This is a genomic window from Nocardia rhamnosiphila NBRC 108938, assembly GCF_000720425.1.
Classification (GTDB): Bacteria; Actinomycetota; Actinomycetes; order Mycobacteriales; family Mycobacteriaceae; genus Nocardia; species Nocardia rhamnosiphila.
In genome coordinates, this window is record NZ_JOAJ01000001.1 from 672,349 (window position 1) to 684,834 (window position 12,486).

9 protein-coding genes and 1 pseudogene are annotated in these 12,486 nt (G+C 70.6%); 8 read left to right on the forward strand and 2 right to left on the reverse strand.

The annotated features are described in order from the left end of the window. Nucleotides 1-30 precede the first annotated feature (30 nt). Both IG75_RS0103195 and IG75_RS0103205 read right to left on the reverse strand, forming a co-directional pair. Nucleotides 31-645, reverse strand: a pseudogene (locus IG75_RS0103195) (sigma-70 family RNA polymerase sigma factor); the annotation flags it as partial. A 201-nt stretch (nt 646-846) separates the two neighbouring features. Beyond that, complete coding sequence (locus IG75_RS0103205) at nt 847-1,449, reverse strand: hypothetical protein (protein ID WP_051714158.1); 603 nt, start codon at nt 1,447-1,449, stop codon at nt 847-849. Between the two features lie 170 nt (nt 1,450-1,619). Here IG75_RS0103205 and IG75_RS0103210 point away from each other — a divergent pair, with 170 nt between their 5' ends. From IG75_RS0103210 to IG75_RS0103245, 8 genes are all read left to right on the forward strand, one after another. Further along, a complete protein-coding gene (locus IG75_RS0103210) occupies nt 1,620-2,699 on the forward strand; it encodes an ABC transporter substrate-binding protein (protein WP_030519622.1) in 1,080 nt (359 codons plus the stop codon). Next, a complete protein-coding gene (locus IG75_RS0103215; RefSeq protein ID WP_081876601.1) occupies nt 2,689-3,753 on the forward strand; it encodes a FecCD family ABC transporter permease in 1,065 nt (354 codons plus the stop codon). Before IG75_RS0103210 ends, IG75_RS0103215 begins: the two co-directional genes overlap by 11 nt. Next, nucleotides 3,750-4,598, forward strand: a complete 849-nt coding sequence (locus IG75_RS0103220; protein ID WP_051714160.1) for an ABC transporter ATP-binding protein — start codon at nt 3,750-3,752, stop codon at nt 4,596-4,598. The genes IG75_RS0103215 and IG75_RS0103220 overlap by 4 nt, the downstream gene beginning before the upstream one ends. 343 nt (nt 4,599-4,941) lie before the next feature. Next, nucleotides 4,942-5,829, forward strand: a complete 888-nt coding sequence (scoE, locus tag IG75_RS0103225) for a (3R)-3-[(carboxymethyl)amino]fatty acid oxygenase/decarboxylase (RefSeq protein WP_030519625.1) — start codon at nt 4,942-4,944, stop codon at nt 5,827-5,829. Further along, nucleotides 5,826-6,395 carry an FcoT family thioesterase gene (locus tag IG75_RS0103230; protein WP_051714162.1) on the forward strand — a complete coding sequence of 190 codons (570 nt, stop codon included), beginning with the start codon at nt 5,826-5,828 and terminating at the stop codon, nt 6,393-6,395. Before scoE ends, IG75_RS0103230 begins: the two co-directional genes overlap by 4 nt. Further along, on the forward strand, nt 6,392-7,918 hold the full coding sequence (locus IG75_RS0103235) for an AMP-binding protein (RefSeq protein ID WP_030519627.1): 1,527 nt from the start codon (nt 6,392-6,394) through the stop codon (nt 7,916-7,918). Before IG75_RS0103230 ends, IG75_RS0103235 begins: the two co-directional genes overlap by 4 nt. Next, a complete protein-coding gene (locus tag IG75_RS0103240) occupies nt 7,908-8,156 on the forward strand; it encodes a phosphopantetheine-binding protein (protein WP_051714368.1) in 249 nt (82 codons plus the stop codon). The genes IG75_RS0103235 and IG75_RS0103240 overlap by 11 nt, the downstream gene beginning before the upstream one ends. Beyond that, nucleotides 8,153-12,364 (forward strand): AMP-binding protein, encoded by a 4,212-nt coding sequence (locus tag IG75_RS0103245; protein WP_030519629.1) that lies wholly within the window; start codon nt 8,153-8,155, stop codon nt 12,362-12,364. Before IG75_RS0103240 ends, IG75_RS0103245 begins: the two co-directional genes overlap by 4 nt. Nucleotides 12,365-12,486: the final 122 nt, after the last annotated feature.

Below are 12,486 nucleotides of genomic sequence, written 5' to 3' on the forward strand. Positions count from 1 at the left end.
GGAATCGGCGTCGACACCCCGCCACAGTTCGACCAGGGTTTCCCGCGCCCGGGCGACCCGGGACCGGATCGTGCCGACCGGGCAGTCGGCGGCCCGGGCGGCCTCGGCGTAGGTCAACCCGAGGATCTGGGTGAGCACGAACGCCTCGCGGCGATCCTCGGGGAGATGACGGAGAAAGTCGGCGACGACCATTTCCTCACCCACGTCGCTGTCGTGGCGGTCGCGCCGTTGCTCGATCGCTGTTTCCCAGTCCGCGCCGCCGGCGGTTCGCGGCCGTGCCGAGGCGTTGCGCAGCCGGTCGATCACTGCCCGCCGGGCGATCGACAGCAGCCAGGTCCGCGCGGTCGAGCGTCCGGCGAAACGCGGCAGACTGCCCATCGCCCGCAAGAAGGTCTCCTGGGTGAGGTCGTCGGCCGACTGCACATCGGTGAGGTGCGCGACGAAGCGCCAGACATCGGCCTGGGTACACCGGACGAATTCCGCCAGGGCGGTCCGGTCGCCTGCCCCCGCCGCGAGGGCCAGCGCGGTGAGGTGCTCATCTGGGGCATGGTCGCCCGCCGGGTGACGGCCGGAAGACGGCGCCGGGTCGTGCGGGGGGCAGCGTAACCGCCCGCATCCGGGCAGCATGAAGTGCAATGTGTCCATCACAGCAAGCTTCTGATCGGGACGCAGCCGTGGACGGCATCGCGATCGCGCCGATCTCCGCGCAGTCATGCACCGAGAGGGTGCGGCACGGACATCAGGAGATCACGTCACCGCCGGTGCTGCGCCGGTGACGGTATACCCGCCGCGCGCCACGGAAGCCCCGGCCGCCCGCGGAATTCCACGGAAGAGGCCGACCGGCGGTCACGCCGTCGCGGCGAATGGTGAGAAGAGGCCGATCTCGCGTCCGGGTGGGCCGCGGCGTGCCAGCGCGTGCCGTAGGAACTCGACCGCTACCGCCGGTTCGTCCGCTCCGTCGGCCCGTTGCGCGGGCACCGCGGGACGGGCGACCGGCAGCGGCAACAGGAGGAGCGGTACCAGGATTCGCGTGTACAGGGCCGCGGCGAGTGCGAACGCGGCGCGTTCCCCGCACCACAGCCAGATACCGCACAACAGAGCCGCCAGACCGTGCGCGAGCAGCATGGCCGGTGTCCGTGTCTCGGCCAGTCGGCCGGCGGCCTCGGCATGGCCGGTGTGCCCACCGGCGGGGTCGGCCGCGAACCACAGGTGCAGGAGGCCCTGGCCGGCGAGCAATCCTGTCGTGATCGGTAGCAGCCCGCGTTGCCGGTCGGCGACCGACCAGGCCAGAGCCGTGAGCAAGGCGACCGCGAGAGCCAGCGTCGACAGGGAGATGGTGTGCGCCGAAGTCAGTGCGTGCCCGGATGCCGACAACAGCACGCAGATCAGCGCGAAGACCCACGCACGGCACGCCCGGGCGAGCGGCGAACGGTGCGCTGGACTGGTCATGGTGCCGTCTATCGTCGCACCTCTTCGGGACCGGCGGCGGGGTGGGGCGCGGGTCCGCCGGCGCCGAAGTGCGAATCACCGCCCGGGAACCGCCGGTACCCCGCGCGCGACTACTGCGAGGAGTGGGCTCGGCCCGCGATCGGCGACACCACGAAAGGTGGATACGCGGCATGAAGGTAGTACGACGGCTTTCGCGGCCGGCGCTGTGCGGACTGCTGCTCGCGGGTACCGGGCTGCTGGGTGCCTGCGGCACCTCCGGCACCGGAGAGTCCGCGAGCGCGGGAGAAATACCCGCCGGATACCCGGTGACCGTGGACAACTGCGGATTCGAGCAGACCTTCGACCGGCCGCCGTCGCGTGTGCTGATCCTGCAGGGGGCGTCGGTAGGGGAGGCGGAAACCTTCGTCTCGCTCGGGCTCGAGGACTCGATCGCCGCGAACACCCAGTTCTACGGTGTCTCCGATATCCCGGGTATGGCGGAGAAGGTCGATGCGCTGTCCAAGGGTGGTCTGACCCTCAACGCCGCCGCCGACGTCCCGGCCGAGCAGGCACTGGCGCTGCGTCCGGATCTGGTCGTATCCACCTGGTCCGGCGGTTTCGACCCCGAGTTCGGTTTCGCGAGCCGGGAGATGCTGGACCGCGCCGGGATCCGCACGCTGGTGAACCCGGTCAACTGCGCATACGGCAAACCGGAGAACGTCACGCCGGACGAAGAACAGAAGTACCGCACCGGATCCACCGAGTCCTCGCTCGAATTCATCGAGTTGATCGGCGAGGTGTTCGGTATCTCCGAGCGGGCCACCGACCTCACCACACACCTGCGCGATCGCATCGACGCGACGAAAGCGGCTGTGGCGGGCCGGGAACCGAAGCGAATGCTGATCGCCTTCCCGGATATGAGTGTGATGAACGCCAACGGCCTGCCGGCCGTGTTCTCGGGCACCATCTACGACTCCGTGGTGCGCGCCGCGGGCGGTGAACCGAGTTTCGCCGACGGCGGCTGGGATCTCACCGGCAACCTCAGCGCCGAACAGCTCGCCGCCGCGCCGGTCGATGTCCTGGTGATCGGCGCGTACCGGCCGGGCGAGGATCTCGACGCGGAGGCCGAGAAGTTGTTCGCCGCGTACCCGCAGTGGAACGCCTCGAAGAACAAGACCTATGTGAAGGTTTCCGATGGCATCTATCTCGGCCCGGCCAACGCCGACGCGATCGACAGAATCGCCCGCGTCGCCCACCCCGATGCCTTCTGACGCCGCCCGCACGCGCTGGAAGAGTTCGGGGCGGTTTCCTTTCGGCTCCGTATTCATCGGCGGCGCGGTCGCGGTCGTGCTCGCGTGTCTGGCCGGTGTCGCGCTCGGGTCGGTGAACGTCCCGGTCACCGACGTCTGGGCCACCCTCCGCTATCAGATCCTGGGATTCGGCTCGGCGCCGGAAGCGTTGCACGCGATGATCGTGTGGCAGTTGCGGGTTCCCCGGGTGCTGGCCGCGGTGCTGGTCGGCGCGGCACTGTCGGTCGCGGGCGCGGTGCTGCAGGGTATGGTGCGCAATCCGCTGGCCGATCCGTTCGTCCTCGGGGTGTCCTCCGGCGCTTCGCTGGCCGCGGTCGCGGTCATGTCCTCGGTCTCGGCCCTGTGGATCCGCGATCTGGGCGTACCGGTCGCGGCGTTCGTCGGCGCGCTCGGGGCGTTGCTGCTGGTCCTGGTGTTCGCCCAGCATCAGGGCCGCTTCACCGGCCCGCGTATCGTCCTGGCCGGAGTCGCGGTCGGGCAGGTGGCCGCGGCCGGGACGAGCCTGATCCAGCTCGGTTCCGAACCCGCGGAGATCCGGGGCATCCTGTTCTGGATGATGGGCAGTGTGGCCGGGGCCGAACTCGGTGCGCTGGCCGTGCCCGCGGTCCTGGCCGTGGCCTGCCTGGGCTGGTTGCTGGTCCAGGGGCGCAACCTCAATGCGCTGTCCATGGGGGACGACGATGCGGTGGCGCTCGGCGTCGATGTGAACCGGCTGCGGATCCAGCTCATCGTGATCGTGGCGGTCCTCACCGGTCTGGCGGTGAGCGTCGCGGGCGGGGTCGGTTTCGTGGGGCTGATCATTCCGCATATCGCTCGGTTCGCGGCGGGTTCGGACTATCGGCGGTTGCTGCCCGTGACCGCGGTGCTCGGGGCGGCGTTCCTCGTGCTCATCGATCTCGCCGCGCGGGCGATCGACCCGCCCAACGAGTATCCGCTGACCATCTTCACCGCCGCCCTGGGCGGGCCGTTCTTCCTGTGGCTGCTCGGGCGCAGCAGGTCCGGGGGTGCGGTATGACCGGCAACAGCGAGACGACCTCCCCGGGCGCCTCCGTAGAGGTGGCCGGGTTGCGGGTGGAGATCGACGGCACGACCGTTCTCGACGATGTCGCCCTGACCGCGGCGCCGGGCCGGGTCACCGCGCTGCTCGGACCCAACGGTTCGGGGAAGTCCACGCTGTTGCGGGCGGTCTACCGGGCGTGCAAACCGGCGGCCGGGGTGGCCCTGATCGACGGCCACGACGTCTGGCGCGCGCCCGCCAAGGAAATGGCGCGGACCCGGGCGGTGGTGACCCAGCATCACGGTGCGGCCGCCGATTTCACGGTCGGGGAGATCGTGGCGATGGGGCGATCGCCGCACCAGAAGTATCTGCAGCAGGATTCGCGACGCGACCGGGAAATCGTGCTGGCGGCCATGCGCCGGGTAGGTGTCGAGGTTTTCGCCGACCGGCCGTTCGCCGGCCTGTCGGGTGGCGAGCGGCAGCGGGTCCTGCTGGCGCGAGCGCTGGCCCAGCAGGCCCCGGTGATCCTGCTCGACGAGCCGACCAACCATCTCGATGTACACGCCCAACTCGCACTGTTGCGGCTGCTACGGGAACTCGACGCCACGATCGTGCTGGCGGTACACGATATCGGGCAGGCACTGGCGTACGCCGATCATGTCGTGGTGCTCGCGGCGGGCCGGGTCGCCGCCGCCGGGGATCCGGTCACGACCCTCACACCGGAGCTGCTGCTCGAGGTTTTCGGGGTGCGGGCCCATATTCTGACCAATCCGCTCACCGGCCGCCCCCATGTGGTGCTGGCACTGTCGGAGGAGATCGATGCCCACCCGGTGGATATCGTGCGCCGAACACCCGGCGGGTGAGCGGCGGCGCAGCCCGTCCACGGCCCGCCGGGAACCGTGGCCGGGGCGGACCGACCGTTCTGGTGAGTCGGTCGCGAGACGGCACCGATCCGAGAGGGAACCCGTCGGAGCGCGCGGTCGCCGATCACCCGAAAACGCTCGGCGCCGAGGCGTTTCCGGCGAGTACCGAGCCCGGCGGTGCGAGACGGCCGTCACGGTTCGGCGCTACGGGAACCGCGCATCCGTCGGATCCGACTACTCCTCGTGACAGCAACGGCTCCTGGCGGGGCGGCTCGTCGGCTCCATTCACCACCCGCGGTCGTAGGGGCGCAGTTCCGTGACCGCACAGCTGGACAGAGGACATATGAGGATCGACAGCCGGACCGGGGGCGGTCGTGGTATCGACGTGCGCGATTTCTCGGCGGCGGCGGCCACCCCGGACGAGGTGGCGCTACTGCGGCGGCATCTCTACCACGGCAAGATCGTCGTTCTCGCGCAGCAGGCGCTCGGCATCGCGGAGTTCGTGGCGCTCGGTGCGGCCTTCGGGACCCCGGTCGCCTATTACGAGCCCATGTACCACCATCCCGACAGCGAATACGTCTTCGTCTCGTCGAACGTGGACCGCGACACCGGCCGGGTGGGCGTACCGAGAACCGGCGCGTTCTGGCATTCGGACTATCAGTTCATGCCGGAGCCGTTCGCGGTCACCTGCTTCTATCCGCAGCGATTACCTGCCGCCGGCCGCGGCACCTACTTCATCGATATGGCCCGGGCGTACCGGCGCCTGAGCCCACGGTTGCGTACCGCGATCGAGAACACCTACTGCCGCCACAGTGCGCGCCGCTACGTCAAGATCCGTCCGGAAGATGTGTTCCGCCCGCTGGGGGAGGTGATCGCGGAGGTCGAACACCGGACACCGCCGCAGCGCCACCCGACCGTGCTACGGCATCCGGTGAGCGGCGAGCGCGTGCTCTACATCTCCGAGGCGTTCACCTATGCGATCGAAGACGCTTCGGGGAAGGCGCTACCCGGCACCCTGCTCTCGGAACTGCTGGCCGAATCGGGGCAGCTCGACGACAGCTGTTCCCACGCCAATATCTTCCTCCAGTCCTACGAACCCGGTGATCTCGTGCTCTGGGACAACCGCACGCTCGTCCACCGCGCCCTGCACAACCCCGGTAACGACCGCACCGAGTCCTATCGGGTGACCGTACTCGACGAATTTCCGCTCACCAGTGAGGCAGTCGTATGACCGTCACCGACCCGGCGCCCGCCGGAGCCGTCGCCGAGGCGCCGGCGGACGATATCGCGCTGCTGGCCCGGGCCATGCGCCCGTACGCGAGCAAGGGCACGGTCTACCTCGAGCGCGCGCATGCCGTCCGGCGCGGCGAATCCGTACTCGGCGCGGGCGAGTTCGGGATCGACCGGAGCTGCTATATCGAGGACACCGGTCATTTCAACGCCGTGGAGTTCACGATCTCCTACAACCAGTTGGTCTATTACACCCTGGCCGTCGCCATCCGCGACCGGCTGATACCCGAGCTGGCGGACTGGTCGATGGACGACTATTGGGCCAGACAACTGCCGTCGGTGCTGATCAGCAGATTCGGCAGCCGGTTCCGCCGGCCGATCGACTCCCGTTCCTACACTGCGGAACTGACTCTCGGAGAGGTCACGTTCCGGAACCGGTCGCGACCGCTCTACGCGGTGCAGACCGGTGTGGAATTCGCCGACTCGGCCGGCGGCAGCGCGGTCGGCGATATCGAAATCGTGCTGCTGGACCCACCCGGGCATCCGGCGGCCGGTGCGGCCCGATGAGGGGCCCGCATACTCTGGTGACGGCGTTGGCGCACAACGCCGTCACCAGAGCACAGCAGCCGGCGCTCATCGATTCTTCCGGCACGGTGGACTATGCCGAACTCGATGACCGCTCGGCGGCCGCCGCGTGTGCCCTGCGGTCGGCGGGTATCGGCACGGGCGATCGCGTGCTCTATCTGGCGCGGGACAGCATCGCGGTCTACGAACTGTTGTTCGGCTGCGCCCGCATCGGCGCGGTCCTGGTCCCGGTGAACTGGCGGCTGACCGCCGCGGAGGTCGGCCCCATCCTCGAGCACAGCGGAGTCCGGCTCGTGGTCACCGATACCCCCGACCGGCTCGGCGCGTATCCCGCCACGGTGGTGGAGTGGCCGGACTATCCGAAGTGGCGGGACGAGGCCCGCGGCCCGGTCCCGGAACCGTTTCCGGCGACCGCCGATACCCCGGTCGTGCAGATGTACACCAGCGGTACGACCGGGCGGCCGAAAGGCGTGGTGCTGGCGCACCGGACGTTCTTCGCGGTCCGTTCACTGCTCGACGAGGCCGGGCTGGACTGGATCGATTGGCGCGACGGGGACGTGAGCCTGGCCGCGCTCCCGTCCTTCCATATCGGTGGAATGTGGTGGGCCGTCCAAGGCTTGAACTCCGGCGCGGCCACGGTCGTGTTGCCCGCGTTCACCGCCGCGGCCGCCGTCGCCGCGGTCCGCGACCACGGCGTCACCACCTCCTGTTTCGTCCCCGCGATGCTGCTGCTCATACTGTCCGAGCCGGGCACCGGTCCGGCGGATTTCGCGTCGCTGCGCAAAATCGTCTACGGCGGATCGCCGATCGGCCCGGATCTGCTCGGCCGTGCGGCGGACACCTTCGGATGCGATTTCGCCCAGATCTACGGGCTCACCGAGACCGGCAACACCGCGATCTGCCTGCCGCCCGAGGACCACCGGCCGGGCCGCCGGCTGCTGCACGCGGCCGGTCGGCCGTACCCGGGCGTCGGCGTACAGATCCGGCGTCCCGACGGGACGACCGCCACTCCGGGTGAATCCGGTGAGGTGCTGGTGCGCAGTCCGGCTCGGATGGTGGAGTACTTCGCCGACCCGGCGACCACCGCGGCCACGGTGACCGAGGACGGCTGGGTGCGCACCGGCGACGCCGGATATCTCGACGACGAGGGATATCTCGTGCTCCGCGACCGGGTCGAGGATCTGATCATCGTCGCGGGCGAGAACGTCTACCCGGCGGAGGTGGAGAAGGCCCTCGGTGCACACCCGGATGTGCACGATTGCGCGGTGGTCGGCGCCCCGGACGACCGCTGGGGTGAGCGGGTGCACGCCTTCGTGGTCGCACGACCCGGCACCGGGCTCACCAGGCGGGACCTGATGTGGTTCCTGACCGGACGGCTGGCCGGGTTCAAGGTGCCCTCGCGCTACGACTTCGTCGAGACGATCCCGCGCAATCCCAGCGGCAAGATCCTGCGCCGCGCCCTGCGCGAACGGTTCTGGGCCGATCGTGATCGACGTGTCAACTGAGGCGCCGGGCCGCGGGCCGCGGTTCGATCGGCAGCGAGTGATCGACGACCTCGCGGAGGTGTTGTTCGTGGAACCGGCCGAACTGGCCGCCGACACCGATCTGGCGGATCTCGGGCTGGATTCGCTGCGGCTCACCACTTTGGTCGAGCGCTGGCGTGACGCCGGCGCTCGGATAGGTTTCGCCGAACTGGCCGAAGAACCGGTCCTCGGCGCATGGTTCACGCGTTTGGGCCTGTGACGGCGCCGCCGGGGCGTGCGCTCACCGCGGCACAGCGCGGCGTAACCGATGCCCTGCGCCTATGGCCGCAGCGGCGGGCGTTCGCCCTGGCCGAATACCTGACGGTGCGCGGACCGGTCGACCCGCACCTGTGGGCCGCCGCCGTCCGCGGCATGATCACCGATACCGAAGCACAGCGGATCCGCCTGATCCAGGCCGACTCCGGGCCGCGACAGGTCATCGACCCGGCGGACCGGGTACCGGTGACAGTGATCGACCTCTCCGAGGAACCCGCACCGGAGGAAGCGGCGCGGGCGCGTATGGAGGCCGAACTGCGGAAGCCGTGTGATCCCTACGCCGGCGTCACCGCCGCCCATCTGGTATTGATCACCGGCCCGGGGACACTGCTGTGGTACCACCGGGCCCACCACGTGGCCCTCGACGGTTACGGTTTCGCCCAGTGCGCCCGCCGGGTCGCCGAACACTATCGGGCGCTGTGCGGCGGCCCACCGGTGCCGCCGCCCGAACGCGGGCTCGACGAGGTGATCACCGAGGATCTGGCCTATACCGAGTCGGCGCGGCACGCCGCCGACGGCGCATATTGGCGATCGGTGCTGCCGCACCGCAGCGCGCCCACCCCGTCGACCGAACCGCTGCCCCCGGCCCCCGAGCCGATGCGGACCCGGCGCGTGCTGTCGCGGTGGCGGCCACCGGCGGGCGCCCGCTACGGGGTGGGGGAGTCGATACTGGCCGCGGTGGCGATCCACCTCGGCCGCCACCTCGCCGAACGCGAGGTAGTGCTCGGTGTGCCGATGATGAACCGGATCGGGTCGGTCGCCGCCACGGTGCCCACCATGGTGCTCAACGCGGTCGCTGTACCGGTTCGCATCGATCCGGCCGAGACCGTGGCCGAGCTGGCCGGAAAGATCGGGCAGTTTCTACGCGCCGCCCGGAGACATTCGCGATACCGGCACGAACGGCTGCGTGCCGAACTCGGGCTGATCGGCGCTGGCCGCAGCCTGCTCGGGCCGATCGTCAACATCATGCCGTTCGATTACGAATTCGGTCTGCCCGGTCTCGAGACCACGGCCCGGAACCTGAGCGCCGGTCCGGTCGAGGATCTGTCGATCAATGTGTACCTGCGCGGCGGCACTGCGGAACTGATCGTCGACGCGAACCCCGGACGCTACAGCGCGGCGCAGCTCGACGCCCACACCGACGCTGTGGTCCGGATGATCGAGGCGGCGGCGACGGGAGCGGGGCAGTCCGTCGCCGATCTCGGAATCGACTATGTGCCACTACAGTCCCCCGCGGCGATGCTCCCGGATCATCCGCTGGAGCTGTTCGCCCGGCACGTTCGACGCGATCCGGACGCTCCGGCACTGATCGACGGCGACCACCTCGTGTCGCGCGGCGAACTGCTGGCCGCCGCGCGGGCCCGGGCGCGCGTTCTGACCGCGCACGGCGTGGCACCCGGCGATCTGGTCGCCGTCATCCCGGGTGGCGAACCCGGCGATATCGTCACTGTGCTGGGTATCGCGGTCGCGGGCGCGGCACACGCCGCGCTGGATCTCACGCTTCCGGAGACCGAATTACGAGAACTGCTCACTGCGCTCGAGCCGTCGGTGCTGGTGCACGACGGCCGATTCGCCGCACTGGCGGCCGAGGTGGCGCCCGGGGTCCCCGCTGTCGTCCCGGCACCGGAAAACGCTACGCCGCAGCAGATCACCGGTGGATCACTGCCGCCCGGCGCGGGCTATGCGGTGCTCACCTCGGGCTCGACGGGCCGGCCCAAGGCCGTCAGAGTCGGCGGTGACGCTCTGGCCGTTTTCGTCACCGACGCGGTCCTGCGCTACCGCTGGGGGCCGGGAGACCGAGTCGTGCAGTTCGGGCAACTGTATGCCGACACCAGCGTCGAGGAGATCTTCGTGACCTTGGCCGCGGGCGGCGCGCTGGTGGCCACCCGCGCCACCGACCGCAGCTCACCGGCCGCCCTGCTCGCGCTGGCCGGGCGCACCGGCGCCACCGTCCTGGACCTGCCCACCGCGATCTGGCACGAACTGGCGGTGGCGGTGGACGCGGGCACGATCGCCGTCCCGCCGTCGGTGCGGCTCGTGGTGATCGGCGGAGAGGAGGCGTCACCGGAACTGGTATCGCGCTGGCACGCCCGCGGCGCACCGCCGCTGCACAACAGCTACGGACCGAGCGAGGCGACGATCGTCTGCGTGAGCAGCGAACTCGTCCCGGGTTCGGTGCCACCGGTCCCGCTGGGCACACTTTTCCCCGGTATCGGTGCCGCCCTGGCGGTGGACAGGCTCGCCGCCGACCCGGACCCCCGTTGCGGGCTGCTGCAGCTCTACGGGCCGGCACTGGCCGACGGCTATCTGCCGCCGGGCGACGGCTTCCGCGAGATCACGGTCGCCGGGACCATCGTGCGGGCCTTCGGCACCGGCGACCGGGTCCGGGTACTCGACAACGGCACACTCGAATTCGTCGAGCGGGTCGACGGCACGGTGAAGGTCGGCGGACAGCGGGTCGGCGTGCGCGCGATCGAAGACCTGCTGCGCCGGGAGCCGGGGATCCGAGACGCCGTGATCACCCGGCACGGTGAGTTCGCCCTGCACGCGCTGGTCACCGTGACCACGCCCCGATCGCCGGACTGGTGCGCCGCGGTGCGGCGGCGCCTGGCCGAGCGGCTGCCGCCGGCCTGGGTTCCGGCGCGTGTGCGCGTGGTCGAGCAGCTACCGCGCACCCGCAATCTGAAAGCGGACCGGTCCGCGAGTGCCGCGGACGACCCGGCGCCGGGTGATACCGCCGCGCGGGTGCTGGCGGTATTCGCCGAAATACTGGGCCGCGACGATCTGACCGCGGCCGACGATTTCTTCGCGGCGGGCGGCACCAGTATGCAGACCATCGCCTTGGCGAACCGGCTCACTGTGGCGCTGGGAGTCCCGGTGGGGGTCGACGAGGTGCTCGCCCGGCCCACCGCGGCGGCACTGGCCGCACGGGCAGACCGGGGCCGGCGCGACGGCCCGGATCTCGCCGCCGAATGTGCCTGTCTGTGCGCGGATCTCGCCGCCGACGGCGCCGCCCTGCGAGTGGATCTTGCCGGTGAGCACAGCGAGCTGCGGGTAGATACTTCCGGTGGACGTGGCGCCCCGCGGGTGTATTCCGCCGGTGAACATGCTGCCCTGCGGGCAGGCCGCACCGCCGCGCCGCTCACACCCGCAGCCGCCGGTCCGGTACTGCTGACCGGCGGAACCGGGTTCCTCGGCGCCTATCTGCTCGCGGAACTGCTGAACGCCACCGAGGACGATGTGGTGGTGCCGGTGCGCGCCGGGGATTCCGAGCACGCCCGCCACCGGCTGCGCGCCGCGTGCACAGCTGTCGCCGCCCCGGGAATCTTCGATGCCGCGTGGGAATCGGGACGCGTGCGCGCCGTGACCACGCCGCTCGCCGAATTCGCGGCGGGCACGGCCGCGTGCCCCGCACCGAGCCGGATCGTGCACAGCGCGGCCGAGATCAGCGCGGTCCGGGCCTACAGCGGCCTGCGGCCGGCCAATGTGGAGTCCACCGCCGCGCTGTTGCGCCTGGCGTACCGGACCGGGGCTGCGCTCACCCTGGTGTCCACGGCCACCGCAGCCGGACCGCGCGGGGCATTGGGGGAACCGTCCACGCTGCCCACCGGCTACGCGCAGAGCAAATCGGTCGCCGAACATCTGCTCGCGACGGCCGCGCACGAGTTCGGTATCGCGGCCACCATCGCGCGCCCGGGCCGGATACTGCCGCATCCGGCGGATAGCCGGGGCGCGCGCGGGGATTTCCTCCACGCGCTGGTCGCGGCCGCCGAGGTGGTGGGTGCGGTGCCGCGGACCGCACTGCGCGAGCCGATGGTCCGTGCCGACGACGTCGCCCGGCCGGTGATCGCTCCAGCTCCCGCGCATCCCGCCCGTTCGCCCCGCATTCTCGATCTGTTCGGGCCGGAACCGGTCGCGCTCATCGAGGTGTTCGACGCGGTCACCACGGCCGGAGCCGTCCCCCTGGACCGCTGGCGTGGGCTGGTCGCGGCCTCCGGGGCACTGCCCGCGCCGCACCGGACCGCCGTGCTCCGCTGGTGCGATATCCAGCTCGCCGGTTTCGACCGTGACTGGGTGTCCGACCACGCGGTATCCCTGCCCGCACGTAGCGCCGCCGAAGTAGTCGAGCTCCTCGGGCTGCGTATCGGATGAGCGGCCCGGGGCCGCTGCCACCCGCGGGCGAGTGGGCAGCGAGCCTTCCACGCCCCGATTCCCACATCGCCGGATCGCGTGCTGTCGCCGGGATCACCACGGTGGCGGGAACCGTGCGCCCC